Below are 23,488 nucleotides of genomic sequence, written 5' to 3'. Positions count from 1 at the left end.
CACCGTGACCCTCACCGCCCCCACCGCCACCGCCCTCGGCGGCCCGGTCGCCCCCTCGCGGAGCGTGCTCCGGCCGCTCCGCCAGGACGAGATCCGCCTCACCGGCGGCTTCTGGAAGCACTACCAGGACCTCAACTCCTCCGCCGTCATCGAGCACTGCCGCTCGTGGATCGAGCGCGTCGGCTGGGCCGGCAACTTCGACCGCGCGGCCGACGGCTCGATCTCGTCCGCCGAGAGCGGCGACGCGCACGCGGGCATCGAGTTCGTGGACTCCGAGGTCTACAAGCTCCTCGAGGCCATGGCCTGGGAGCTCGGCCGGAGCGACGACGCCGGGCTGCAGGAGCGGTACGACGACCTCGTCTCGCGGGTCGCCTCCGCCCAGGACCCGGACGGCTACCTGCACACGAGCTTCGGCCGGCCCGGCCAGCGTGCGCGCTACTCCGACCTGGAGTGGGGCCACGAGCTGTACAGCTTCGGGCACCTGATCCAGGCCGCCGTGGCGCGGCTCCGCACCGGGCACGACGACCTCCTGCCGCAGGTCGCCCGACGGCTGGCCGACCACGTGCACCGCGAGTTCGGGCCCGAGGGGAGGGTCGCCGTGTGCGGCCACCCCGAGATCGAGCCGGCGCTCGCCGAGCTGGCGCGGGCGACGGGGGAGGAGCGCTACCTCGAGCTGGCCCGCCTCTTCGTGGAGCGGCGCGGGACGGGGACGCTGAAGCCGATCGCGTTCGGCGCCGAGTACTTCCAGGACGACGTGCCCGTGCGCGACGCGGAGGTGCTGCGCGGCCACGCGGTGCGGGCCCTCTACCTCGCCTCCGGGGCTCTCGATGTCGCGGTCGAGACCGGCGACGCCGAGCTGGAGGAGGCGGTCCGCCGCCAGTGGGAGGCGACCGTCGAGCGGCGCACCTACGTCACGGGCGGGATGGGCTCGCACCACCAGGACGAGGCGTTCGGCGCCGACTACGAGCTGCCGCCGGATCGCGCCTATGCCGAGACCTGCGCGGCGATCGGCTCCACGATGCTCAGCTGGCGGCTCCTGCTCGGCTCGAACGAGCACCGCTACGCGGACCTGATGGAGCGGACGCTGCTGAACGCGGTGCTCCCCGCCACCCGCGACGACGGCCGCGCCTTCTTCTACACGAACACGCTGCAGCAGCGCGTCGACGGAGTGGCGCCGGACGAGTCGCGCGAGACCGACCGCGCGCAGTCCAGCCTCCGCGCGCCCTGGTTCTGGGTCTCGTGCTGCCCGACCAACACCGCCCGCACCCTCGCGAGCGTCGAGCTCGGCTTCGCGACCGCCACCGACGACGGGGTGCAGCTCCACCAGTACGGCGCGTACGAGGTGCGCACCGGAGGCGTCGCGCTGCGCGTCGAGACGGAGTACCCGGCCGACGGCGAGATCGTCGTGCGGATCCTCGAGGACGCGGAGTTCGCGCTGACGCTGCGGGTGCCGCCGTTCGCGCGGGGCTCGGCGCTGCTCGACGGCGAGCCGGTCTCGACGCCGACCGTCACCGTCCGCCGGGCGTTCTCCGCCGGCGACACCGTGCGGCTCTCGCTGCCGATGACGGCCCGCTTCGTCGCCCCGCACCCCCGGATCGACGCGGTGCGCGGCCAGGTCGCCCTCGAGCGCGGGCCGTTCGTGCTGGCGATCGAGTCGCTCGACCTGCCCGAGGGCCTGGACACCGAGCACATCGCGGTCGACGCCTCGGTGCCGCCCGTCGTGACGGCGGAGGGAGCGCGCGTGTCCCTGGTGGCGCGGGAGGCGGCTCCCGGCTGGCCCTACGGCTCCGTGCCGGTGGAGGAGGGGCGCCGCTTCGAGGCGGAGTTCCGGCCGTACCACCGCTGGGCGAACCGGGGACCGTCGACGATGCGGATCTGGACGCCGACGGCCTGACGGGCACCGCTCGCGAGAACGCAGGAGTCGTCGCACTCGAGCGCGAGTGCGACGACTCCTGCGTAGTGGCTGCCGTCGCGGCGCCTCGCTCAGATCCAGCCGCGCTCGCGGGCCTCGATGACCGCGCGCTGGCGGGTGTCGACGTCGAGCTTGCGCAGGATCGACGAGACGTGGTTGCGGACGGTGCCCGAGGAGAGGTGCAGCGCCGCGCCGATCTCGCCGATCGTCTCGCCGCGGGAGCCGGCGCTGAGCACGTCGAGCTCGCGGTCGGTCAGCGGGCTGCGCGTGCTCGCCAGGGCGTCGGCGGCGATCTCCGGATCGACGTAGCGGCGTCCGCTCGCGACCTGGCGGATCACCTCGGCGACGTCCTCGACCCGGCGCGACTTCGGCAGGAAGCCGCTGACGCCCGCTCCGAGCGCTCGCCGCAGGACCCCCGGCCGCGCATGGCGGGTGACGACCACGACCCGCGTCGCCGAGACCCGGCGCAGCCGCTCCGCCGCCTCGATCCCGTCGAGCCCGGGCATCTCGACGTCGAAGAGGCACACGTCGGGCTGCAGGCGCAGCGCCTCCGCGACCGCCTGCTCGCCGTCGCGGCACTCGCCCACGATCTCGAGGTCCTCCTCGAGGCGGAGGAGCGCGGCCAGCGCCGTGCGGATCATGTCCTCGTCGTCGGCGATCAGCACCCGGATCACGAGTCGCTCCCCACCGGCAGGCGCGCGTCCAGCTCGAAGGAGCGGCGGACCGCCCCGGCGCGCAGCGTCCCCCCTGCCCGCTCGACCCGCTCCGCCATGCCGAGGACGCCCGAGCCGGTCCCGTCCGCCTCCTCCGCGTCCGGTGCCAGGTCGTTCACCGCCTCGAACCGCCACTCGTCCCGCTCCCGCGCGAGCCGCAGCCGCGCGCTGGAGCCGCCGCCGTGCTTGAGGATGTTCGTCGTCGTCTCGCGGACCACCGGCCCGAGCGTCTCGGCAGGCGCGTGAGCCGCCGCCGGGTCGACCTCGAGCTCGACGCGGAGCCCGGCCGAGCGGAGCAGGTCGGCGGCGTTGGCCAGCTCGTCGACGAGCGGAACGCTGCGGAAGCGCGTCGCCAGCTCGCGGGTGCCGGTGCGGGCGCCGTCGACCGAGCGCTGGGCGGCGCGCAGCTGCTCGAGAGCGGCCTCCGGATCGCTGCCGAGGAGGCGCTCGGCGAGCTCGAGCTGCAGCGCGATCACCTGGAGGTGGTGGCCCTGGAGGTCGTGCACGTCGCCGGCGAGCAGCAGGCGCTCCTGCGCGGCGGCGAGCCGGCCCTCGGCGGCGCGCGCCCGGTCGAGCTCGCGGACGATGTCCCACCACCACAGCGCGCTGACGACCGTCAGGGGCAGCAGCGTCGCGAACAGCAGGAGGGTCGAGAGCGCGGCCGATGCGTCCGGCGCCGCGCGCGTCTGCTCGAGCACCGCCGCGACCGCGAGGACGATCGTGCAGAGCACCATCACCCGGAGCCGCACCCCGCTCTGCCAGGGCAGCACGGCGACCAGGGTCGCGGCGAGCGAGAGCCCGAGCGCGAGGCTCCCGGCGGCCGTGCCGGTGAGCGCCGCGGCCGCCACTCCGAGGCAGAAGACCAGGGTCGGCGCGGCCCGGAGGCGTACCGGGCCCTCGCGGTCGGCGCGCCGGTACGCGAGCGCGGTCGGCGAGAACACCGCGACCCAGGCGGCCGCGCCCAGGAAGTAGGCGGCCTTCCGCCACTCCTCGGCCTCGGCGCTCAGCACCGCCACGGACCAGACGGCCAGGACGACCACCACGAAGGAGGCGGCTGACGCGAGGGTGTACCACCAGGTCACTGCGACGCCGCGGCCTGCGCGCACGGGCGGATCCGCCTCGGTCGTGTTCACCATGCGGCCCAGGCTACGACCATGACACTTGTCACCCCTCGGACCGTCGATCGTCCCGGACAGCGGTGACCCGGCGGCACTGCCGCGGCGCTCCCGGACACGGTCGGATGGAGGAGTCCCGAGAGCCGGGGCCCCGCATCGGAAGGCACGACCATGACGATCATCAGCGACGCGATCCTCGGATTCCAGGACCTGATCGGCCGCGTTCCGGAACTCGTACAGCCCCTCGTCGTCGCGGCGGCCGGGGCCGTCCCCTTCATCGAGGGCGAGGGGGCGGCGTCGATCGGCATCATCGGCGGCATCCACCCGGTGGTCGCCGGGCTCGCCGGGGCGATCGGCAACTTCGTCTGCGTGGCGCTGCTCGTGCTGCTGGGCACCGGCGTCCGCTCGGCGATCACGGGCCGCTCGGAGGCGAAGCGGACGACTCCGCGGCGCGAGAAGTTCCAGCGGGCCTTCACCCGCTACGGCGTCCCGGGCGTGAGCCTGCTGGGGCCGCTGCTGCTCCCGACGCACTTCACCGCGGTGATGCTGGCGGGCGCCGGAGTCGGCCGCGGGCGGATCCTGCTCTGGCAGGGCGTCGCGATCGCACTGTGGACGACGGTGCTGACGGTGATCGTCGGGCTCGCGGTCTCGAGCGCGACGCAGGCGGGCTGAGCGGGCCGGACTCGGTCCTGAGGCGTGCGACCCCGGTGGCGCAGAGGCGTCCGCGCCACCGGTCAGTGCCGGATGCGCCGTCCCGGTCCGCCGTCCGGGTCCGTCGGCCCGGCGGACTGCAGGTGGGAGTGCAGGCGGATGAGGGTGTCGCGCAGCCGGGTCTTGACGGTGCCGAGCGGGATCGACAGCTCCTCCGCGATCTCGGAGTGGCTGTACCCGCGGACGTAGGCGAGGTAGAGGACGTCGTGGTGGATGGCGGCGAGCTGCCGGATCGCGCCGGCCGCGGGCGCCAGGGCCAGCCGGACGTCCGAGCGCTCCCACTCGTGATCGCGCGGCCGGTCGAGGACCGTGTACTGCAGCTCCCGGCGCCGCGCCGACCGGTCCGCCCGGGCGCGGTCCACGGCACGGCGGTGCGCGACCTGGGCCAGGAAGGCGAGCACGTGACGGCCCGGGTCGAGCGAGCGCGCGGTGCGCCAGAGCTCGAGGTAGACCTCCTGCGCGACCTCCTCGGCTGCGGCGCGGTCGTCGAGCACGGCGTCCGCGACGGAGACGACCCTGCCCGCGGTGAGCGAGTAGAGCTGTCGGAAGGCGGTCCGGTCGCCCGCGCAGACCCTCAGCAGCAGGGCCGCCGACCCCGCAGGGCCGTCCCCGGGCTCACGCCGCTCGCCCGTCATCGTCGACACAGGGCTCAGCCTGGCACCGCGGACGCGCTCCTCCCGGGGTCGTGCCCCGAGAGGTGGCCCCCATTAGAGGCTCACTTCTGCTCGCGTCCGCTGATGTGCGCCGCCCGACCCCCACTCTGCCCAGGGCCGGCCGTTCGCAACCGAGGCCCGGAGCGTCCGACAGTGGCCATCAGGCCGGTGCCGGGCCGCTCGACCTCGGTTGCGGACGGGCTCAGGCGGCGACGCGCGCGTTCGACTGCGCGAGGAGCGCGACCGAGCGCAGGCGGGCCTCCGTCTGCAGCGACGCGTGGGCGACGATGACCTCGTCGGCGTCGGCGGAGCGCGCGAAGTCGGCGGCGTAGTCGGCCACCTGGTCGCCGGTGCCGACACCGGTGTAGGTGGTCATGCTCGCGACGTGGGCGCCGATCGGGGCGCTGAGCAGGGCGTCGAGCTCCTCGTCGTCGAAGGTCTGGCCGACGGGGATCTGCCCGCTCTGGCGCAGCAGCATCATCAGGCGGGCGCGCTTCATCTGCGCGAACTGCTCCTGCGCGTCCTCCTCGGTGTCGGCGGCGATGGCGTTCATCCCGGCGATCACGTAGGGGGCGTCGAGCTGCTCGGAGGGGCGGAAGCCACGGCGGTACTCCGCGACGGCCTGGTGCAGCGCGTCCGGAGCGAAGTGCGAGGCGAACGCGTACGGCAGGCCCAGCGCGGCGGCCAGCTGCGCGCCGAAGAGCGAGGAGCCGAGGATGTAGAGGGGGACGCGGGTGCCGGCACCGGGCGTCGCGCTCACTCCGGGGATGCGGGACTCGCCGGCGAGGAACGCCTGCAGCTCCAGCACGTCCTGCGGGAAGCGCTCGGAGGAGTCGGGGTCGCGGCGGAGCGCGCGGAAGGTCGCCTGGTCGCTGCCGGGGGCGCGGCCGAGCCCGAGGTCGATCCGGCCCGGGTGCAGCGTCTCGAGGGTGCCGAACTGCTCGGCGATGGTGAGCGGGGAGTGGTTCGGCAGCATGACGCCGCCGGAGCCGAGGCGGATCGTGGAGGTCTGCGAGGCGACGTGCGCGATGAGCACCGAGGTCGCGCTGGAGGCGATGCTCGCCATGTTGTGGTGCTCGGCGTACCAGACGCGGCGGTAGCCGTTCCGCTCGGCCTCCTGGGCCAGGGCGACGGAGGCGGCGAAGCTGTCGCGAGCGGTCTCACCGGGGGCGATGGGGGCGAGGTCGAGGATGGAGAGGGGAACGCTCATGGTGAGGGCAACGCCCGCGACCGCTCCGGTGTTCCCGTCGCGAGCGCCGTCCTCACGCCTCGGGGATGTCGCGGCCGTACGCCTCCAGCGTCACGGCCTCGGGCTCCGGTCCGCCGCGCACGCCGGCCTCGAGGGCGTCGATCCGGGCGAGCTCCGAGCCGGAGAGCGCGAAGTCGAACACGTCGATGTTCTCGGCGATGCGCTCGGGGCGGGTCGACTTCGGGATGACCTGGCGGCCCTCCTGCAGGTGCCAGCGCAGCATCACCTGCGCGGCCGTCTTCCCGTACTTGGCGCCGAGCTCGAGGAGCACCGGGTCGTCGAAGCTGCGGCGCGGGGAGTCGCGGTAGGCGGTGATGCCGCCGATCGGCGACCAGGCCTGGGTGAGGATGTCGTTCTCGCAGCCGAAGCGCTCGACCCGCCGCTGCTGGAAGTACGGGTGCACCTCGAGCTGGTTCACCGCGGGGACGACGTCGGTCTCGGCGAGCAGGCGGGTGAGGTGCTCGACCATGAAGTTGCTCACGCCGATCGCCCGCACCCTCCCGTCGGCGAGCAGCCGCTCGAGCGCCCGGTAGGCGTCGAGGGTGCGGTCGAAGGCCTCGGGCAGGGCCTGGTGCAGGATCAGCAGGTCGATCCGCTCGACGCCGAGCTTGCCCGCGCTCTTGTCGAAGGCGTGCAGCGTCTCGTCGTAGCCGTAGTCGCTGATCCACACCTTCGTCTCGAGGAAGACGTCGTCGCGGCCGGCGATCGCCTCGCCCACCTCGCGCTCGTTGCCGTAGGCCGCCGCCGTGTCGATGTGCCGGTACCCCGCGTCGAGCGCGGCGGCGACGGCGGCGCGGGTCTCGTCGGGCGGAGTCTGGAAGACGCCGAGTCCGAGGGCGGGGATCTCGACACCGTTGTGGAGAGTGAACGTGTTCATGAGCCCACGCTACGTCCGCAGACGCCGAGTCGCCCGAGAAGCCGCGCGCGACTCCTCAGGCGACCCCGTCGCTCCGGCCCTGCTCAGCCGTCGATCGGCAGCAGGATCCCCTTCACCGTCTCGTCCGTGGCGAGGAACTCCTGCACGGCCGGGTCCTGGAAGGCCTGGACGAGCTTCCTCACGTTCTCGGTGTCGCGGTACTTCGAGCCGATGGTGAGCTGCCCGGCGAAGTCGTCGGGGGCCTGCGGGGCGAAGATCTGCTGCTCGATCGGGATGCCGGCGGCGAGGTAGTACTCGGTGTAGCCGACGGCCGCGTCGAGGTCCGGCAGCGCGCGCGACTGGGCGGCGAAGTCGAGCAGGGTGAACTGCAGGTTCTTCGGGTTCTCGGCGATGTCGTCCTGGGTCGCGGTGCCCGGCTCCGTGCCCGGCTTCAGCGTGATCAGGCCGGCGTTCTGCAGCAGCCAGAGGCCCTGCGCCTCGTTGGCGGGGTCGGAGTAGAGCGAGACCGTGCCGCCGTCGGGGATCTGGGAGACGTCGGAGTACTTGTCGCTCCAGAGCCCGAAGCCCCAGCGGAAGACGGGGGTGGCCGCCTCCTCCTCGAAGTCGGGGTTGGCCTCGAGCACCTGTCCCAGCCAGAGCTTGTGCTGGTAGACCGTGGCCGCGACCTCGCCCTCGCTCACCGCGCGGTTGATGGTGTTGCTGTCCGAGAGCCCCTTGAAGGCGACGGTGATGCCGTAGCGCGGCGCCACCTCCTTCGCGACGAAGTCGACCAGGGCCTGCTCGGAGGCATTGCCCTCGGCGGTCGCGACGTAGAGCGTCGCTCCCTCCTGCTCGTTGGCCGAGACGGCGGGGGAGAGGAGCGGGACGGCGATCGCGGAGGCGACGCCGACCACGACGACGGCCGCTCCGGCGATCCAGGGCCAGCGGCGCTTCTTCTTGAGATCGAATCCGAGGTCGTCGGGAGTGGACATGGCGGTGCCTTTCGAAGAGGGGGTGCGCGGGCGCGCGGGAGGGGCGCCCGAGGGCGCAGGAGGAGGAGTGGTGGTTCTAGACGGCGGCCGCGACCCGGGGCGCTCGCCGCGAGCGGGAGGCGCCGGGCGTGGTCGCGCGGACGAGGGCGTCGCCGGTGAGCTGCACGGTCGCGACGGTGGCGACCAGGATCACGATGGTGGCGAGCATGACGGTGGTGTCGAAGCGCTGGTAGCCGTAGGTCACCGCGACGTAGCCGATGCCGCCGGCGCCGATCGTGCCGGCGATCGCCGAGTACTCGATCATCGCGATCGTGTTGATCGTCAGGCCGCCGATGATCTGCGGCACCGCCTCGCTCAGCTGGGCGGTCCGCACCACCTGCAGCCGCGACGCTCCGGAGGCGCGGGCGACGCGGGTGAGCGAGAGCGGCACGCTGCGCAGCGCGTTCTCGACGATCCGGGTGAAGAAGGCGATCCCCGCGATCGACATCGGCACGACGGCGGCCGCGATCCCGATGTTGGTGCCGGTGATCAGGCGCGTGAACGGCATGATCGACGCCATCAGGATGAGGAACGGCAGCGAGCGGCCGACGCTGATGACGGCGCTGAGCACCTGGTGGGCGGCCCGGTTCTCGGCCAGGCCGCCCGGAGCGAGGTTGTGCACGAGAGCGCCCAGCGGCACGCCGACCAGCACCACGATCGCCATGACGATGCCGACCATGATCAGCGTCTCGCCGAGCGCCGGCAGCACCAGCGCGGGGATCTGCTCGAGCGGGACCTTGTTGTCGAGGTGGAGGATCACGCCGCCACCTCCTCGGCGAGGACGCGCACGCCGGCGGGCCGGACCGACAGGCCGAGCTCGGCCGCCGCACGGGTGAGCCGCGCCTCGTCGACCGGGCCGAGCCCGATCGTCGCGTGGCCGACCGCCTGCCCGTCCACCGTCTCGATCGCCGCGCCGAGCAGCGAGACGGGGCCGACCGCCTCCGCGAGCCGGGTGACCCAGTCGGTCGGCACTCCGGAGCGGGAGTAGCCCACCACCCATTCGCCGAGGCCCGGGCCGGGCGCGACGGCGGGGCGCACCGGGTTGAGGGCGAGGCCGAGCGGGGACGCGGGGTCGCGCAGCAGGTCGACGAGACGGCCCGACTCCACGATGCGGCCGTGGTCGAGGCGGGCGACGGAGTCGGCCACCTGGCGCACCGTCTCCATCTCGTGGGTGATGAAGAGGATCGAGAGGCCCAGGTCGTCGCGCAGCTCCTTCAGGAGCGTGGTGATCGCGGTGGTCGAGGCGGGGTCGAGGCCCGAGGTGGCCTCGTCCGAGAGCAGCACCGAGGGGCGGAGGGCGAGCGCGCGGGCGATGCCGACGCGCTGGCGCTGACCACCGGAGAGCTGGTGCGGGTAGTAGCGGGCGCGGTCCGAGAGGCCGACGCGCTCGAGCAGCTCCGCGACGCGGTGCTTCGTCTCGGCGGCGGTGACGCCGAGGTACTCCAACGGCAGGGCCACGTTCTGCTCGGCCGTGCGGCGGCTGAAGAGTCCGTCGGACTGGAAGACCGTGCCGATGCGACGGCGGGCGACGCGCAGCCGCTCCTCCGAGAGCTGCGAGAGCGCCTCCCCGTTGACGACGACCGTGCCCGAGGTGGGCCGCTCCAGGAGGTTCACGCAGGCGGCGAGCGTGCTCTTGCCCGCGCCGCTCGGGCCGACGACGGCGAAGATCTCGCCGGTCGCGACCGAGAAGTCGAGGCGGTCGAGCACGGTCGCCGGACCGTACGACTTGCTGAGCTGCTCGAGCCGGATCATCGCGTTCCTTCGGACGGGTCGGGCGGCCGCGGCCTCTCCGCGTCGTCCCGGACACGATGATGGAGCACCGCGGGCCCGCCCGTCCCGGCCCGCGTCGCCCGGCGTAACCCTTCGTCGCCGGGCGTAACAGTGCGCGGGGCGGAGGGGGTCGCTCACGCCGGTCCCGCCGCTGCCGGGCGCGGCAGGGCGCTCCCGCTCAGCTCGCGGCGGCCGCCGCGCGGGGGCTCTCGGCGCTCGCCTCGCGGTCGAAGCGCTCGCGGCTGAAGACCTGGTCGGCGGTCGTCAGGGCGAGGCCGATCACGCCGGCCAGCTCGCCCAGGTCCGACGTGTGGATGGTCAGGTGCCGCGTGGCGAGCGGGTGGGTGCGCAGGTAGACGCGCTCGCGCAGGCCCGACATCAGCACCTCGCCGCAGTCGCCGAGCTGGCCCGAGATCACGATGGTCCGCGGGTTGAGGATGTTGACGAGGTCGGCGACCGCCTCGCCGAGGACGCGGCCGGCCTGGCGCACCGCCTGGGTGGCGCGCATGTCGCCGCGGAGCACGCGGGCCGTGACGTCGGCGACGTGCTTGATCGAGGGGTCGTCGGCCGAGAGGTCGCGGACGAGGGCCCAGCCGCTCGCGTACGCCTCCACGCAGCCGGCGTTGCCGCAGCGGCAGGGCAGCGGATCCGCGTCGACCGTGCCCGTGACCGCGCGGGTGTGGCCGATGTCGCCGGCCGCGCCGACGGCTCCGCGGATCGTCGCTCCGTTGAAGACGAGGCCCGAGCCGATGCCGGTGCCGAGCTTCAGGCTGATCAGGTTGTCGGAGCCGTGGTGGCGCGACTCGGCGAGGGCGCGGGCGTTCGCGTCGTTCTCGATGACGACCTGCACGCCCTCGTACGGCTCGGCGAAGTAGCCGGCGATGTCGAAGTCGTCCCAGCCGGTCATGATCGGCGGATTGCGCACGCGCCCGGCGGCGAACTCGACCGGCCCCGGGACTCCGACGCCGATGCCGGCGACCGCGTCGCCCTGCTGCAGCCGCTCGAACGCGGCGAGCACCAGCGAGAGCACGGCGTCCGGTCCCTCCCAGACGTCGACGACGCCGCTCTCGTGCCGGAGGGGGGTGCCGCGCAGGTCGCAGGCGGCGGCGACGAATCCGCTCGCCCCGATGTCGGCGGTGAGGAAGACCGTGCCGACCAGGTTCATCGCGAACATGCTCGAGGGGCGCCCGCCGGTCGACTCGCCGCCGGTGGTGGGGGCGATCAGGCCGAGCTCCACGAGGGTCGCGAGGCGCTGGTTGACGGTGGAGCGGGAGAGCCCCGTCTGCTCCATCACCGCGTTGCGCGAGACCTCGCCCTGCTCGCGGAACAGCGCGAGGACGTCGGCCACGTGCGAACCGGCCTCGCCGGTGGAGTACCCCGTCATCGCTCCCCCTCTTGTCACGGTCAGCGTACATGCCTGCCGACGGGAAACCTGAAGTTCCCCAACTTTCGTATTGCGGTAACGCGAAAGCCCCGGTAGTTTTCACACACCGGCACGCAGTGGTGCCACTGATCCTCAAGGATGACGATGAACCGCACAGCACGCCGCCTCCTCCCGGTTCTCGCACCGGTCGGCGCCCTCGCACTCCTCCTCACCGGCTGCGCCTCGGGTGGCGACACGGCCGCCGGCGGCTCCGGATCGACCAAGGTCGCCGCGGTCATCAAGGGCCTCGACAACCCCTTCTTCCAGGCGATGGAGAACGGCATCGAGGACACCGCGAAGGACGACTCCGTGGACGTCTCGGTGCAGGCCGCCGCCGACATCGGCGACACCACCGGCCAGGCCGACAAGCTCACCACGGTCGCCGGCCAGGACTTCGGCTGCCTGATCGTCAACCCGATCAGCGGCACGAACCTGGTGCAGGCCCTCGCCTCCGCCACCGGCAAGACGATCGTCAACATCGACAGCCCGCTCGACCCCGACGCGGTCGAGGCCGCGAACCTCGACGTCACCGCCTACATCGGCACCGACAACGAGGCCGCGGGCGGCAAGGCCGGCGACTTCCTCCTGCAGCAGCTGCCCGCCGGCTCCGAGGTCGCCGTCATCGGCGGAGTCTCGGGAGACGTCACCAGCGCCGCCCGCGTCGACGGCTTCACCGCCGCGATCGGCTCCGACCTCACCGTCGTCCAGGAGGCCGCGGCCGACTGGAAGCGCGAGGTCGCGCTGACCAAGGCGACCGACATCCTCGCCGCGAACCCCGACGTGAAGGCGTTCTTCGCCGCGAACGACGACATGGGCCTCGGCATCGTCAAGGCCGTCGAGAACGCGGGCCTCACCGGCTCCGTCCAGGTGGTCAGCGTCGACGGCAACGAGGACGCGCTGCAGTCGGTGAAGGACGGCGGCCTCACCGCCACCGTCGCCCAGTACCCCTACGCGATCGGCCAGCTCGGCGTGCAGGCGTGCGAGGCCGTCGGCGCCGGCGAGGAGATCCCCGCCGAGATCGAGTCGCCCACCGCACTCGTGACCTCCGAGACCGCGGAGCAGGCCCTCGGCGCCTTCCCCCAGCCGTTCGAGGAGTTCGACAACCCGCTCGCCGCGCTCGTCCCCAGCAAGTAGGACCTCCCGCCCATGGCAACCCAGGAAGCGACCATGACCTCAGTCACCGCCCGACCCCCGGCCAGCGCCTCCCCGCTGCTGGCGAACCTCCGTCAGCTCAGCTTCTGGGCCGAGAACGCCGCACCGATCGGGCTCGTCGCCCTGGTGATCGTGTTCTCGATCGCGACGCCGACGTTCCTCAGCCTCGGCAACATCAAGGCGATGCTCGTCGCCGCCGCGATCCTGGTCATCCTCTCGATCGGCCAGTCCTTCGTCATCACCACCGGCGGCATCGACCTCTCGATCTCGGCGACGATGACCGTCGGAGCGGTCGGCTTCGGCATCGGCTGGAGCGCCGGCTGGGGCTTCTGGCTCTCGGCGCTCGCGGCCCTGCTCTTCGCGGGGCTGATCGGAGTGATCAACGGCTTCCTGATCGCGAAGGGCAAGGTCACCGACTTCATCGCGACACTGGGCACGCTCTCGGTGGCGACCGGCCTCGCGCTGATCGTCTCCGACGGCAAGCCGATCACGGTCGGCAGCCCCGAGCTGCTCCGCCTCACCACCGGCTCGATCGGGATCATCGGCTACCCGATCATCCTGGCCGCGGTCATCGGAGTCGTCGCCTGGGTCGTCATGTTCCGCACCCGCTTCGGCCTGCACGTGCAGGCGGTCGGCGGCAACGAGGAGAGCGCGGTCGCCAACGGCATCAAGGCCGGACGCGTGCGCATCGCGGTGTACATCATCGCCGCCGTCCTCGCCGGAGTCGGCTCGCTCCTCCTCGTCGCCCGCGTCGGCGCCGCGGAGCCGGCCATCAACACGCAGTACCTGCTCAACTCCATCGCGGCCGTCGTGCTCGGCGGAGTGAGCCTCACCGGCGGCAAGGCCAAGATCGTCGGCCCGATCATCGGAGCGTTCCTCCTGACCGCGCTGACCAACGGCCTGACCCTGCTCGGCGTCTCGCAGTTCTACCAGCCCCTCGCCGTCGGCCTGGTGGTCGTGCTCGCCGCCCTCATCACCCGCTACCAGAAGAAGTGAGCCCAGCCATGACCAGCGACATCCTGCTCGAAGCGCGGGACATCAAGAAGTCCTTCGGCGGCGTCCACGCTCTCAAGGGAGCGTCGATGTCGATGCGCCGCGGCGAGATCACCGCCCTGATCGGCGACAACGGCGCGGGCAAGTCCACCCTCGTCCGCTGCCTCTCCGGGGTGCACCCCGCCGACTCCGGCACCATCACCCTCGACGGCGACGTGGTGCACTTCACCACTCCGCTCGGCGCGCGGGACGGCGGCATCGAGACGGTGCACCAGACCCTCGCCCTGGTCGAGGACCTGACCGTGTGGCAGAACTTCTTCCTCGGCCGCGAGCTCACCAAGGGCGTGCCCGGGGTGCGGTTCCTGGACCGGACGCAGATGAAGAAGACGGCCCAGGAGCTGCTCGGCGACCTCGCCGTGAACGTCCCGCCGGTCACCAGCAAGGTCCGCCGCCTCTCGGGCGGCCAGCGCCAGGCGGTCGCGATCGCCCGGGCCGCGGGCTGGGGCAGCAAGATCGTGATCATGGACGAGCCGACCGCGGCGCTCGGCGTCCAGGAGACGGCGCGCGTCGAGAAGATCATCCTCAAGCTGCGCGACGCCGGAGTGGCCGTGCTGCTGATCAGCCACAACTTCGACCAGGTGATGCGCCTGAGCGACCAGGTGTGGGTGATGCGCGCGGGCCTCGCCGTCGCCGGCCGCCGCACCGCCGAGACCAGCGGCGACGAGCTCGTCTCGCTGATCACGGGCGCGAAGGCCGCCTGATGCACCCCGAGTTCCTGCACCGCGGGAGCACGGAGCGCTCGTCGCCGATCGGGGTCCACGCGGGCCTGCTCGTCGGCGACTGGACGCCGGAGTCGGGACGCCGCGCGATCGGCGCCGCCGCCTCGATCGGCTTCGACCTGATCGAGATCCCGGCGCCCGACGACCCCGACGCCTCCGCGTGGACCGCCGACCTGCTCGACGAGCACAGGATCGACGCGGTCGTCTCGCTCGCGCTGGACGCCGACTCCGACATCACCGACCAGGCCACGGCCGGCCGCGGCGAGGAGCGGCTGCTGGCGGCCGTGCGGTTCGCCGAGGCGATCGGCGCGCGGTACGTCGGCGGAGTCACCTACTCGGCCATGCGCAAGTACGAGCACGCGGCCGACGCGGCTGCCCGCTCGCGCTCGCTCGACGTGCTGCGGAGGGTCGCCGCGGCCGCCGCTCCCGCCGGCGTCGTCGTCGGAGCGGAGTACGTGAACCGCTACGAGAGCAACCTGCTGAACACGGCCGCCCAGACCGCCGCGTTCCTCCGCGAGCTCGACGCGCCGAACGTGCTCCTGCACCTCGACACCTTCCACGCCCACCTCGAGGAGGTCGACCTCGCGAGCGCCGTCCGCGACGCCGGCGACCTGCTCGGCTACGTCCACGCCTCCGAGAACCACCGCGGAGAGCCGGGCACCGGGAGCACCGACTGGACCGGGCTCGCGGCGGCGCTCGCCGACTCCGGCTACCGCGGTCCGCTGACCCTCGAGAGCTTCTCGCCCGCCGTCCAGCCCCCGGCCTCGGCCGAGGGCATGGGCCTCTGGCGCGAGCTCTGGCACGACCCCGTCGCCCTCGCGACCTCCGGCCACGCGTTCCTCGCGGACCTGCTCGACACCGACCCCGCGGCCCGACGCCGCCCCTGAACCTCTCGAACCAAGGAGCACCACCATGACCACGAACCCTCTCGGAGTGCACGCCCTCGTCTTCGCCGGCGGCACCACCCCCGACGAAGTGACCGCGACGATCGAGCAGACCAAGGCGGCCGGATTCGACCTGCTGGAGCTCTCGCTGCACGACGTGCAGAACCTCGACACCGCCTCCGCCCGCGCCGCACTCGAGGCGAACGACCTCGGCATCGTCTGCTCGCGCGGCCTCGCCTTCTCGGCCGACGTCTCCAGCGACGACCCGGAGGTGGTGGCCCGCGGCGCGAAGCTGCTCGCCGACTCCCTCGAGACCACCCACGCGCTCGGCGGCACCCACTTCACCGGCGCCCTCTACAGCGCGCTCGGGAAGTACAGCGCGCCCCTCTCGGCCGCGGGCCGCGCGAACGTCGTCTCGGTGCTGACCGACCTCGCCGCGGAGGCCGCGACGAAGGGCATGACCCTCGGCCTCGAGATCTGCAACCGCTACGAGACCAACGTCATCAACACCGCCGCGGACGCCCTGCGCCTCGCCGACGACATCGGCGCCGACAACGTCCTGATCCACCTGGACACGTACCACATGAACATCGAGGAGGACGACTTCTTCCGCCCGGTGCTGCTGGTCGGGGATCGTCTCGGGTATGTCCACATCGGCGAGAACCACCGCGGCTACCTCGGCAGCGGCCACCTCGACTTCACGACGTTCTTCCACGCCCTCGCCGCGATCGACTACCGCGGACCCATCACCTTCGAGTCCTTCTCGTCGGCCGTCGTCTCGCCGACCCTCTCGAACGACCTGGCCGTGTGGCGGAACCTCTGGAACGACGGCCCCGCGCTCGCCCGCCACGCCCACGGCTTCCTGGTGAACGCGCTGGAGAGCAGCCGTGGCGAGGCCTGAGACCGAGGTCGCGCCCGACGCGGTGCGGCCCGGCCTCGACGAGCTGGCCGGGCGCGCGCTCGCGCTGACCTCGCCGGGCCGCCGCGCGATCGTCGCGATCGCCGGCAGCCCCGGGGCCGGCAAGACCACGCTCGCCCGGGCGGTGGTCGCCCGCGCGAACGAGCTCGCAGGGGAGGGGACCGCCGCCTTCGTGCCGATGGACGGCTTCCACCTCGCCAACGCCACGCTCGACGAGCTCGGCCGCCACGACCGCAAGGGCGCCCTCGACACGTTCGACGGCTGGGGCTTCCTCGCCCTGGTGCGGAGGCTGCGCGCCGAGACCGACCACGTCGTCTACGCGCCCACCTTCGAGCGCACCGTCGACGAGGGAGTGGCCGGCGCGCTGGCCGTGCACCCCTCCGCTTCGCTCGTCGTGCTGGAGGGCAACTACCTCCTCGTCGATGAGGGCCCGTGGGCGCTGCTGAGCGCCGAGTTCGACGAGGCCTGGTTCTGCGCGACTCCCGAGACCGAGCGCTTCGAGCGCCTGGTCGACCGCCACGTCTCCTTCGGCCGCGCCCCCGAGGCGGCCTCCGCCTGGGCCTCGGAGGTCGACGGGCGGAACGCGCTGCTGATCGAGGCCACTCGCGACCGCGCCGACCTGATCGTGTCGGGGACGGCGGCGGGGGTGGTCTGACGCCGGACGGGCCGAGGGGCTGTCCGCTTCGGGGCGCGACGTGGGCTCTCGGGCGTGTCCGGCCGGTCGGCCGGTCGGACGACGGAGGACCCGTCGCCCGGCGGATGCGGTCTCGACGGGTCGGGTGTCAGGCTCGAGGGATGGACGACTCGACACGGAACTCCTCGGAACAGCCCGCTCCCACCACCCCGCCGGCCGCTGCGCCCCCCGGAGCCGGGCAGCCGCCCCTCCCCGTCGCTCTCCTCCTCCTGCTGCGGCGGAGCGACGGGCGGCCCGCGGCTTCGTCGGGCGCTCTCGACACCGTCCTGGCCGCCTCCGTCCTCGCGGAGCTCTCCCTCCAGCGGCGCGTCGAGGTGGACGCCGGAGCCGTCGCCCTCGGGCCGGAGCGGTCGGCGCTCGGGGACGCCGTGCTCGACGGGGCACTCGGGTGGATCGCAGCGGAGCGAGCATCGCGCAGCGTCTCCTGGTGGATCGCCCGCCTCACTCGGAGGGAGCTGCATGCCGCCCTCCTCGAGCGGGTCGCCGCCGTGGAGCCGGCGGAGGACGAGCGGCTGCGGATCCGGGTCGCCGAGGTCCTCGCGGCTCGGACGGCGCCCCTTCCGTCGGACGCGGCGCTCATCGGCCTGCTCGACGCGGCCGGAGCGCTCTCGCCGAGGCCCGGCATCCCGGACCGGCAGGCGATCCGGTCGCTCGCGGCGCAGCACTGGGCAGGGCCGGCGGCCGCCGCCGTCCTCGCGGGAACCGCCGCGAGCGTCACGGGAGCCGCGGTGATCGCCGCGACGACGACGGTCACGATCACCGGCATGTGATCCGACGCGTGCGACTCGCTGAAGCCGCGCGCCCCTATTCCGCCGGGTAGTCGGGCGCGACGAAGACGCAGAACGGGTGGCCGGCCGGATCGGCGAGGACGTGGAGCGCCTCCTCCGGGTCCTCGCTCCTGTCCTCGATCAGCTCGGCGCCGAGGGTGAGCGCCCGGGTCTTCTGCCGGTCGAGCTCGTCGGCGTCCGCGACCATGAAGTCGAGGTGCAGCTGCTGCGGGACGGGCCCCTCCGGCCAGGTCGCGCGCGGCAGGGCGGCCACCCGCTGGAACGTGAGCTTCGCGCCGTCGGCGGTGACGATCGCGACCCACTCCGCCCCGTCGTCCGAGCCGTCCGCGGGCGGCTCGTCGCCGGGGCGGTACTCGCCGCCGAGCAGGGCGAGGTAGAAGGCGGAGAGGGCGCGGGCGTCCTCCGTGTCGAGGACGACCTGGCGCAGGCGCATGCGGGCAGGGTACCGCCGGACGAGCACCGGAGGGGGGGATCACGTGCTGTGCGGAACGGCTGCGGCGGGCCGGGCGTCCGCGGGTCGCGCGCCGACGTCGGCTGAGAAGGGGCTCCCCGCCCCGACACGGCGGGCCGCCTCTCAGCGGAGGTCGTGCAGCTCTCTCGCTCCCGACCGCGCCGCCCTGCCACTCCGCGCCCGCTTCCTCAACCCCTCCCGGCTCCCGGCCTCGCGCCAGGGCCCGGCGCGTACTGTGGCCGCTGACTCACGACGGCTACGAGGGAGACACCATGACGGAGCAGATCGGAATCCCCGAGGCCGCGGCACTGGGGAGCGAGCGGCGGAGCATCGCGATCCTCGGAGCGGGCGGCGACCTCACCGAGCGGCTGCTGCTGCCGGGCCTGGGCCGGGTGGCCGAGCTCGCGCGCGACCTCGAGCTCACGCTGATCGGCGCGGCGCGCACGCCCCAGACCGACGAGGAGTGGCAGGGCCTCGTCCGCCGCAGCCTCGAGGCGGCCGGAGTCGCCGCGCACACGGTCGAGGCCCTCGCGTCGCGCGCGCGCTTCGTCGCCACCGACGCCTCCGACCCGGAGCAGCTGAAGGCCCTCCTCGACGCCTGCCCGTCGACTCCGGTGCTCTACGTCGCCCTGCCGCCGGCGATGGGGCACAAGGTCGCCGCCTCGCTCGCCGAGCTCGACCTGCCCGAGGAGCTGGTCGTCGCCATCGAGAAGCCGTTCGGCGAGGACCTCGACGACGCGATCGCCCTCAACGCGGCGTTCGCGAAGGTCCTCCCCGAGAGCCGCCTCTGGCGCATCGACCACTTCCTCGGCAACGCGACCGTGCTGGGGATGCTGGGCCTGCGCTTCGGCAACAGCCTGCTCGAGGCGAGCTGGAGCGCCGAGTGGATCGAGAAGGTCGAGATCGTCTACGACGAGACGCTCGGCATCGAGGGCCGCGCGGCCTTCTACGAGAAGACCGGCGCGCTGCGCGACATGCTGCAGAGCCACCTCCTGATGGTGCTCGCGCTGACCACGATGGAGCGCCCCGACGAGGTCGCGCCCGACGAGGTCCACGCGCGCATGGCCGAGGTGCTCGGCGCCGTGCGGCTCTGGCGCGACGACCCCTCCTCCGCCCGCCGCGCCCGCTACACCGAGGGCCGCGTCGACGGCCGCTTCTTCCCCTCCTACGTCGACGAGCCCGACGTCGACCCCGAGATCGGCACCGAGACCCTCGCGCAGCTGCTGCTCCAGGTCGACACCCCGCGCTGGGCGGGCGTCCCCTTCGTCCTCCGCTCCGGCAAGGCGATCGGCGACCCGCGCCGAGAGGTGGCGATCCACTTCCGCGCCGCCACGCCCCCGCGCGGCCTGCAGGCGGCCGAGGGCGACGCCGGGACGGTCCTCCGGATCGGCCTCAAGGGCGGCGACGTCAGCCTCGACCTGGTCGTGAACAGCGCCGACGAGCTGACCGATCTCGAGCGCACCACCCTGACGGCGCAGCCCGGCGCGGCCACGCTCGACCCCTACGCGCAGGTCCTCGCCGGGATCCTGCAGGGCGACACCCTGCTCTCGGTCCCGGGCGACGTGGCCGAGCAGTGCTGGCGCATCATCACTCCGGTGCTCTCCGCCTGGGCCGCGGGCGACGCTCCGCTGGACGAGTACGAGGCGGGGAGCGCGGGGCCCGAGGGCTGGTGAGCGCGCGGTGCGGCGGGCGGGCTGAGGCGTCGGCGCGTGGCGTGATGCGGGGTCGGGTCCGCCGACGCCGGTCGCGTCGCCTCCGGCCCGGCTCCGCTGCTGGCCGTCCCGCTGGTCGACCCGTCCCGCTGGTCGACCGGCCGGTCGGTTGACCCTCCCGCCCGTTGACCCTCCCGCCTGTTGACCCTCCCGCCGGGGGAGACGGGATGCTGGAGGCATGTTGGGCATCGGGGAGTACGCAGGCATCACGGGTCTGAGCGTGAAGGCGCTCCGGCACTACGACGAGAAGGGCGTGCTGGTCCCGGCGGAGGTCGACGAGCGGTCGTCGTACCGCCGGTACGCCGACGCCCAGGTCCGGGCCGGAGTCGTGATCAGCGCCCTCCGGAGCGCGGGGGTCCCGCTGCCCGAGGTCGCGGCGGCGACTCGAGCCGGCACCGCGGCGGAGGCGCTGCAGGCGCATCGGGAGCGCGTGCTCGCGGAGCGGGAGCAGGAGGACCGGGCGTTCGAGGCCGCCGAGGTGACGCTGCGGGCGCTCGCCGTGCCGGTCGAGGTCGCCGAGCGGACGATGCCGGCGCAGCCGTACGTCGGCCAGGTCCTCACGATCGCCCTGGACGAGGCCAACGGGCCGGGCGACGACGAGGCGAACGAGATCTTCGGCGCACTCGCTACCCGAGTGCACGCGGCAGGGATCGGGCCGACGGGACGTTTCTGGACGGCGCTCCGGGCGGGCGAGCGGGGTTCGGCGGAGCTCGTCTGCTGCTGGCCGACGTCGGCGGAGGCGGAGGGCGACCTCGCCGATCTCGCCGCGATCCTCCCCACGCGCACCGAGCTGGTCGCCACCTGGCGGCCTCGCGACGGGGAGGAACTGCCCGAGGGGACCCTGCATCCGGCGATCGTCGCGCTCTTCGACGCCGCCGGAGACCGCGGCCTCCGGCTCGACGCGGTCGAGGTGAGGCAGACGGTACTGGGGGAGGGGCCGGAGGACGTGGCGGTCGAGGTGTCGCTGACCGTCGCGGGGTGAGGGAGGCCGGGGCGTGCCTCAGGTGGGCCGAGTGTCAGCGCTCGAGGACCGGCTCGGCAGGACCGGCTCCTCAGCACCGAGCGGAGGAGGGAGTGGCGCCGTCCGGCTGATCCCGCGCCACTCCGTCGCATGGTGCCACCCGTCTCCGTAGGCTCCGATGCATGACGAGCGGAGTCGAGGCCGGAGTCCATCGCGGTGACGAGCGGACGGTCCTCCACCGTCGGTGGTTCGCGGTCGTGGCCTCCCTGGTCTTCGCCTTCGGCTGGCTGCTGATCCCCGGCGTCGGCTGGCTGATCGGCGCCGTCGCCGTTCTCTGCAGCTCGGCGTGGACGCGGTCGGAGAAGGGATCGGCGCTGGCGATCCCGCTGGTCGCGGCCGCTCTGGTCGGCAGCGGGGTCGGGCTCTTCTACGGTCTGCTCGGCGCGCCGAGCTCCAGCCTGACGACGTGGACGGTGGTGGGGGCCGGGATGCTGGCGGGAGGCGCGGCGACTGCGCTTCTGGGGGTCCGGCTGTGCGCTCGGGCACTCCGCCGGCCGGAGGAGTCCGCTGGAGGCTCGCTCTCACCAGCTGCCCCGGCCTCGGGCGCGCACGACGTCAGCTGAGAGGAGGGGCGTGGGCTCCTGAGGGAGGACGCCCTGTCTCAGCGGAGGTTGTGCGGCCGCTCGCCGGCCCCGCTCGCGTCGCAGCGGAGCCGCACCAGCTCCGAGCCCGGCAGAACCGTCGCGTCGAGGAGGCGCAGCCCGTGCTGCGGCGCCCCGGAGTAGAGCGGCGTCCCGCCGCCCGCGAGGCCGGCGCCGACGAGGACGATCAGCTCATCCACCAGACCCTGCTCGAGGAGCGGATTCCAGGTCGTGCCGCTGCCGAACATCAGCAGGTCGCCCCCGTCACCCTGCTTGAGCCGTCTGATCTCGGCCGGACCCTGCTCCCGTGGCACGATCCGCGTCGTGGCTGCCCACGGCGCCTCCGGGTCGGGAGCCAGGGAGTCGCTGAGCACCAGCGCGTCGAGCGACGTGACCAGCCGCGCCGTCTCGTGCTCCCGCTCGCCCGCCGTCCCGTCCGCGGCGACGGCGCTCCAGCTGTCCCAGTTGTCGCGGAACCAGCGGCCGCCGTAGACGAGCGTGCCCGCGCGGCGCAGCAGCTCGAGGTTGTGGTCGTTGAACGCGTCCTCGAACGGCAGCGCCGAGAGGTCGTGCCCGGGCCCCTCGAAGCGGCCGTCGAGCGACGTGAGGACGGAGACGACGAGCCTGCTCATGCGGGGGATGCTACTCAGGCGGGGGTGCCGGGTGGAGGGTCGCGGCCGCCCTCCTCACATCGCCGCCCCCAGCGCGTCCCGCAGCGTCGCCCGCGCCCGCGCGTGCCGGCTCCGCACGGTCGCGGCGCGGAGGGACAGGATCTCGGCCGCCTCGGCGAGGGAGAAGCCGTCCCAGTAGACGAGGGTGATGATCTCCTGGTCGACGGGCTTCAGCTGCGCGATCGCGGCGCGGACGTCCTCCGCCGCGTCGTCGGCGGGTGCGGGCGGAGTGATGCGGAGCTCCTCCGCCAGCCGCTCGACCAGCGCGCTCCTCCGGGTCGCGGTGCGGCGCTGGCCCGAGAGCACCCGCCGGGCGACGCCGAACGCCCACATCCGCGCGCGCGTCTCGTCCTCGGGGATCGACCGCTCCTTCCGCCAGAGGATCAGGAGGGTGTCGCTGAGGAGGTCCGCGGCGTCCTCGGGGCTCGCCGTCCGCCGCGCGAAGTAGCGGAGCAGGTCCGGCGCCTCCCGCTCGACCAGGGCCGTGATCTCGGCCTCCCGGTCGCGCGCGGGGGAGCGGACGACGCTGCGCGCCATGGACGGCGCCGCCTCGCCGGCGCTCATCACAGCTCTCCCGTGCAGTCGGTGCTGCCGCCCAGGCCGCCGTCGCCCTCGACGATCACGCCCTCGGGGATCGTGTCGAGGATGTGGTCGTCCGCGGCGGTGATCCAGGCGCGCCAGCGGATCGTCTCGTCCGAGAGTGCGGGGCCGTCGCTGTTCATGTCCGAGGCCAGCCAGATGGGGTCGGTCGTGTAGGCGACCGCGTCGTCGTGGATCCGCTGGCCGACGCCGCTCCAGTCCTGCGCGCGGAGGTAGTCGGTCGCGGAGGTGGTGACCTCGCGGTAGTCGATCTCTCCGTTGAAGTAGTCGATCGAGCACGACACCGCTGCGCCGGAGTCGGTGGTGTAGCTGATCGGGATCGTGAAGTCGGGGACCGAGCGGACGTCGGTGCCGGCGCTGGTCGCCAGCACGAGACCCGGGACGAGGAGGACGGGAGCCGCCAGCCACCACGCCCTCGACCGCGCGGGACGGCGGGGCGCGCGTTCGCGGGTCTCGGCGATCACGCTGTGCAGGGCGGTGCGGACGCCGGGCGCCCGGTCGTCGGTCGCGGGGTCGCTGCGGGAGAGCAGGTCGTCGAGTGTGCGTCGCGTCATCGGGTCCATCCTTCGTCGGTCGGGCGTGTACCGAGTACGTGGCCGGGTGGGGCCCGAGCGTTGCACGGGACCTGACGGGAGGAGTGAGCCGAGCCGGTCGCGCGCGCTCACTTCTTAGAACTCCTTCGCGAGGACCCGTCAAAAGGCGCCATATTCGGCTTCACCCGGTCCTTTTCTCATCGGTTATGGCCCCGACAAGGGGGGCTCACTTCTCTATGGCGAGAGGGAGGCCGACCTATACGTTCATCTTCGGAAG

General features: G+C 73.4%; 25 protein-coding genes. 12 read left to right on the top strand and 13 right to left on the bottom strand.

All coding sequences use genetic code 11. The features are described 5' to 3' along the window. Positions 1-4 precede the first annotated feature (4 nt). Complete coding sequence (locus tag C5C55_RS03820) at positions 5-1,894, top strand: glycoside hydrolase family 127 protein (protein ID WP_104232976.1); 1,890 nt, start codon at positions 5-7, stop codon at positions 1,892-1,894. Positions 1,895-1,983: 89 nt separating this feature from the next. On the opposite strand, the gene C5C55_RS03815 is transcribed toward C5C55_RS03820, so the two are convergent. Beyond that, on the bottom strand, positions 1,984-2,586 hold the full coding sequence (locus tag C5C55_RS03815) for a response regulator transcription factor (protein ID WP_104222701.1): 603 nt from the start codon (positions 2,584-2,586) through the stop codon (positions 1,984-1,986). Continuing rightward, positions 2,583-3,761: a sensor histidine kinase gene (locus C5C55_RS03810; protein WP_104232975.1), complete on the bottom strand. Its 1,179-nt coding sequence runs from the start codon at positions 3,759-3,761 to the stop codon at positions 2,583-2,585. Before C5C55_RS03810 ends, C5C55_RS03815 begins: the two co-directional genes overlap by 4 nt. 150 nt (positions 3,762-3,911) lie before the next feature. Here C5C55_RS03810 and C5C55_RS03805 point away from each other — a divergent pair, with 150 nt between their 5' ends. Further along, positions 3,912-4,412 (top strand): small multidrug efflux protein, encoded by a 501-nt coding sequence (locus tag C5C55_RS03805; protein ID WP_104232974.1) that lies wholly within the window; start codon positions 3,912-3,914, stop codon positions 4,410-4,412. Between the two features lie 62 nt (positions 4,413-4,474). Here the strand turns inward: C5C55_RS03805 and C5C55_RS03800 are convergent, their stop codons facing one another. From C5C55_RS03800 to C5C55_RS03770, 7 genes are all read right to left on the bottom strand, one after another. Then, complete coding sequence (locus C5C55_RS03800; protein ID WP_258072493.1) at positions 4,475-5,086, bottom strand: sigma-70 family RNA polymerase sigma factor; 612 nt, start codon at positions 5,084-5,086, stop codon at positions 4,475-4,477. Positions 5,087-5,306: 220 nt separating this feature from the next. After that, positions 5,307-6,314: an LLM class flavin-dependent oxidoreductase gene (locus C5C55_RS03795; protein ID WP_104232972.1), complete on the bottom strand. Its 1,008-nt coding sequence runs from the start codon at positions 6,312-6,314 to the stop codon at positions 5,307-5,309. A gap of 52 nt (positions 6,315-6,366) precedes the next feature. Further along, the gene (locus C5C55_RS03790) at positions 6,367-7,230 is read right to left on the bottom strand and encodes an aldo/keto reductase (RefSeq protein ID WP_104222706.1); all 864 of its coding nucleotides are present in this window, start codon (positions 7,228-7,230) and stop codon (positions 6,367-6,369) included. 83 nt (positions 7,231-7,313) lie between these two features. Beyond that, positions 7,314-8,201: a MetQ/NlpA family ABC transporter substrate-binding protein gene (locus tag C5C55_RS03785; protein WP_104232971.1), complete on the bottom strand. Its 888-nt coding sequence runs from the start codon at positions 8,199-8,201 to the stop codon at positions 7,314-7,316. A 76-nt stretch (positions 8,202-8,277) separates the two neighbouring features. Beyond that, on the bottom strand, positions 8,278-9,000 hold the full coding sequence (locus C5C55_RS03780) for a methionine ABC transporter permease (protein WP_104222708.1): 723 nt from the start codon (positions 8,998-9,000) through the stop codon (positions 8,278-8,280). Continuing rightward, the gene (locus C5C55_RS03775; RefSeq protein ID WP_104232970.1) at positions 8,997-9,992 is read right to left on the bottom strand and encodes a methionine ABC transporter ATP-binding protein; all 996 of its coding nucleotides are present in this window, start codon (positions 9,990-9,992) and stop codon (positions 8,997-8,999) included. Before C5C55_RS03775 ends, C5C55_RS03780 begins: the two co-directional genes overlap by 4 nt. A 196-nt stretch (positions 9,993-10,188) precedes the next feature. Then, positions 10,189-11,394, bottom strand: coding sequence for an ROK family transcriptional regulator (locus C5C55_RS03770; protein WP_104232969.1), 1,206 nt, complete (start codon positions 11,392-11,394; stop codon positions 10,189-10,191). Between the two features lie 144 nt (positions 11,395-11,538). On the opposite strand from C5C55_RS03770, the gene C5C55_RS03765 reads away from it, so the two are divergent. The 7 genes from C5C55_RS03765 (at position 11,539) to C5C55_RS03735 (ending at position 17,624) form a co-directional block, all read left to right on the top strand. Further along, positions 11,539-12,567, top strand: a complete 1,029-nt coding sequence (locus tag C5C55_RS03765) for a substrate-binding domain-containing protein (RefSeq protein ID WP_104232968.1) — start codon at positions 11,539-11,541, stop codon at positions 12,565-12,567. Between the two features lie 33 nt (positions 12,568-12,600). Continuing rightward, on the top strand, positions 12,601-13,581 hold the full coding sequence (locus C5C55_RS03760) for an ABC transporter permease (protein WP_104222714.1): 981 nt from the start codon (positions 12,601-12,603) through the stop codon (positions 13,579-13,581). An 8-nt stretch (positions 13,582-13,589) separates the two neighbouring features. Then, positions 13,590-14,339, top strand: a complete 750-nt coding sequence (locus C5C55_RS03755) for an ATP-binding cassette domain-containing protein (protein ID WP_104222715.1) — start codon at positions 13,590-13,592, stop codon at positions 14,337-14,339. Next, positions 14,339-15,244, top strand: coding sequence for a sugar phosphate isomerase/epimerase (locus tag C5C55_RS03750; RefSeq protein ID WP_104232967.1), 906 nt, complete (start codon positions 14,339-14,341; stop codon positions 15,242-15,244). Before C5C55_RS03755 ends, C5C55_RS03750 begins: the two co-directional genes overlap by 1 nt. A gap of 25 nt (positions 15,245-15,269) precedes the next feature. Next, complete coding sequence (locus tag C5C55_RS03745; RefSeq protein WP_104222717.1) at positions 15,270-16,142, top strand: sugar phosphate isomerase/epimerase; 873 nt, start codon at positions 15,270-15,272, stop codon at positions 16,140-16,142. Further along, on the top strand, positions 16,129-16,815 hold the full coding sequence (locus C5C55_RS03740) for a nucleoside/nucleotide kinase family protein (RefSeq protein WP_208543586.1): 687 nt from the start codon (positions 16,129-16,131) through the stop codon (positions 16,813-16,815). The genes C5C55_RS03745 and C5C55_RS03740 overlap by 14 nt, the downstream gene beginning before the upstream one ends. A gap of 140 nt (positions 16,816-16,955) precedes the next feature. Then, positions 16,956-17,624 carry a GPP34 family phosphoprotein gene (locus C5C55_RS03735; RefSeq protein ID WP_181067765.1) on the top strand — a complete coding sequence of 223 codons (669 nt, stop codon included), beginning with the start codon at positions 16,956-16,958 and terminating at the stop codon, positions 17,622-17,624. A gap of 34 nt (positions 17,625-17,658) precedes the next feature. Here the strand turns inward: C5C55_RS03735 and C5C55_RS03730 are convergent, their stop codons facing one another. Continuing rightward, entirely contained in the window at positions 17,659-18,075 is a 417-nt protein-coding gene (locus C5C55_RS03730) for a VOC family protein (protein ID WP_104233025.1), read from the bottom strand. Positions 18,076-18,365: 290 nt separating this feature from the next. On the opposite strand from C5C55_RS03730, the gene C5C55_RS03725 reads away from it, so the two are divergent. The 3 genes from C5C55_RS03725 to C5C55_RS03715 all read left to right on the top strand — a co-directional run bounded on the left by C5C55_RS03725 (position 18,366) and on the right by C5C55_RS03715 (position 21,389). Beyond that, complete coding sequence (locus C5C55_RS03725; RefSeq protein WP_104232965.1) at positions 18,366-19,766, top strand: glucose-6-phosphate dehydrogenase; 1,401 nt, start codon at positions 18,366-18,368, stop codon at positions 19,764-19,766. Positions 19,767-19,983: 217 nt separating this feature from the next. After that, positions 19,984-20,787: a MerR family transcriptional regulator gene (locus C5C55_RS03720; protein WP_104232964.1), complete on the top strand. Its 804-nt coding sequence runs from the start codon at positions 19,984-19,986 to the stop codon at positions 20,785-20,787. 161 nt (positions 20,788-20,948) lie between these two features. Continuing rightward, on the top strand, positions 20,949-21,389 hold the full coding sequence (locus C5C55_RS03715; RefSeq protein ID WP_104232963.1) for a hypothetical protein: 441 nt from the start codon (positions 20,949-20,951) through the stop codon (positions 21,387-21,389). A gap of 38 nt (positions 21,390-21,427) precedes the next feature. Here the strand turns inward: C5C55_RS03715 and C5C55_RS03710 are convergent, their stop codons facing one another. Genes C5C55_RS03710 through C5C55_RS03700 form a run of 3 tightly spaced genes read right to left on the bottom strand, consistent with a single transcriptional unit; the run spans position 21,428 to position 23,232 of the window. Then, complete coding sequence (locus C5C55_RS03710; protein ID WP_104232962.1) at positions 21,428-22,039, bottom strand: dihydrofolate reductase family protein; 612 nt, start codon at positions 22,037-22,039, stop codon at positions 21,428-21,430. Positions 22,040-22,093: 54 nt separating this feature from the next. Next, on the bottom strand, positions 22,094-22,615 hold the full coding sequence (locus C5C55_RS03705) for an RNA polymerase sigma factor (RefSeq protein ID WP_104233024.1): 522 nt from the start codon (positions 22,613-22,615) through the stop codon (positions 22,094-22,096). Between the two features lie 26 nt (positions 22,616-22,641). Next, positions 22,642-23,232, bottom strand: a complete 591-nt coding sequence (locus tag C5C55_RS03700; RefSeq protein WP_104232961.1) for a hypothetical protein — start codon at positions 23,230-23,232, stop codon at positions 22,642-22,644. Between the last annotated feature and the right edge of the window lie 256 nt (positions 23,233-23,488).

It is taken from the genome of Rathayibacter sp. AY1C2, assembly GCF_002931195.1.
Taxonomy (GTDB): domain Bacteria; phylum Actinomycetota; class Actinomycetes; order Actinomycetales; family Microbacteriaceae; genus Rathayibacter.
This window is presented reverse-complemented; position numbering and strand designations above follow the sequence as displayed.

What these genes read in the sequence shown, in the direction of transcription:
- C5C55_RS03810 (WP_104232975.1), bottom strand. Translation starts at nt 3,761, where the DNA reads ATGGTGAACACGACCGAGGCGGATCCGCCCGTGCGCGCAGGCCGCGGC.
- C5C55_RS03805 (WP_104232974.1), top strand. Translation starts at nt 3,912, where the DNA reads ATGACGATCATCAGCGACGCGATCCTCGGATTCCAGGACCTGATCGGC.
- C5C55_RS03800 (WP_258072493.1), bottom strand. Translation starts at nt 5,086, where the DNA reads ATGACGGGCGAGCGGCGTGAGCCCGGGGACGGCCCTGCGGGGTCGGCG.
- C5C55_RS03795 (WP_104232972.1), bottom strand. Translation starts at nt 6,314, where the DNA reads ATGAGCGTTCCCCTCTCCATCCTCGACCTCGCCCCCATCGCCCCCGGT.
- C5C55_RS03790 (WP_104222706.1), bottom strand. Translation starts at nt 7,230, where the DNA reads ATGAACACGTTCACTCTCCACAACGGTGTCGAGATCCCCGCCCTCGGA.
- C5C55_RS03785 (WP_104232971.1), bottom strand. Translation starts at nt 8,201, where the DNA reads ATGTCCACTCCCGACGACCTCGGATTCGATCTCAAGAAGAAGCGCCGC.
- C5C55_RS03775 (WP_104232970.1), bottom strand. Translation starts at nt 9,992, where the DNA reads ATGATCCGGCTCGAGCAGCTCAGCAAGTCGTACGGTCCGGCGACCGTG.
- C5C55_RS03770 (WP_104232969.1), bottom strand. Translation starts at nt 11,394, where the DNA reads ATGACGGGGTACTCCACCGGCGAGGCCGGTTCGCACGTGGCCGACGTC.
- C5C55_RS03765 (WP_104232968.1), top strand. Translation starts at nt 11,539, where the DNA reads ATGAACCGCACAGCACGCCGCCTCCTCCCGGTTCTCGCACCGGTCGGC.
- C5C55_RS03760 (WP_104222714.1), top strand. Translation starts at nt 12,601, where the DNA reads ATGACCTCAGTCACCGCCCGACCCCCGGCCAGCGCCTCCCCGCTGCTG.
- C5C55_RS03755 (WP_104222715.1), top strand. Translation starts at nt 13,590, where the DNA reads ATGACCAGCGACATCCTGCTCGAAGCGCGGGACATCAAGAAGTCCTTC.
- C5C55_RS03750 (WP_104232967.1), top strand. Translation starts at nt 14,339, where the DNA reads ATGCACCCCGAGTTCCTGCACCGCGGGAGCACGGAGCGCTCGTCGCCG.
- C5C55_RS03745 (WP_104222717.1), top strand. Translation starts at nt 15,270, where the DNA reads ATGACCACGAACCCTCTCGGAGTGCACGCCCTCGTCTTCGCCGGCGGC.
- C5C55_RS03735 (WP_181067765.1), top strand. Translation starts at nt 16,956, where the DNA reads ATGGACGACTCGACACGGAACTCCTCGGAACAGCCCGCTCCCACCACC.
- C5C55_RS03730 (WP_104233025.1), bottom strand. Translation starts at nt 18,075, where the DNA reads ATGCGCCTGCGCCAGGTCGTCCTCGACACGGAGGACGCCCGCGCCCTC.
- C5C55_RS03725 (WP_104232965.1), top strand. Translation starts at nt 18,366, where the DNA reads ATGACGGAGCAGATCGGAATCCCCGAGGCCGCGGCACTGGGGAGCGAG.
- C5C55_RS03720 (WP_104232964.1), top strand. Translation starts at nt 19,984, where the DNA reads ATGTTGGGCATCGGGGAGTACGCAGGCATCACGGGTCTGAGCGTGAAG.
- C5C55_RS03715 (WP_104232963.1), top strand. Translation starts at nt 20,949, where the DNA reads ATGACGAGCGGAGTCGAGGCCGGAGTCCATCGCGGTGACGAGCGGACG.
- C5C55_RS03710 (WP_104232962.1), bottom strand. Translation starts at nt 22,039, where the DNA reads ATGAGCAGGCTCGTCGTCTCCGTCCTCACGTCGCTCGACGGCCGCTTC.
- C5C55_RS03705 (WP_104233024.1), bottom strand. Translation starts at nt 22,615, where the DNA reads ATGGCGCGCAGCGTCGTCCGCTCCCCCGCGCGCGACCGGGAGGCCGAG.
- C5C55_RS03700 (WP_104232961.1), bottom strand. Translation starts at nt 23,232, where the DNA reads ATGACGCGACGCACACTCGACGACCTGCTCTCCCGCAGCGACCCCGCG.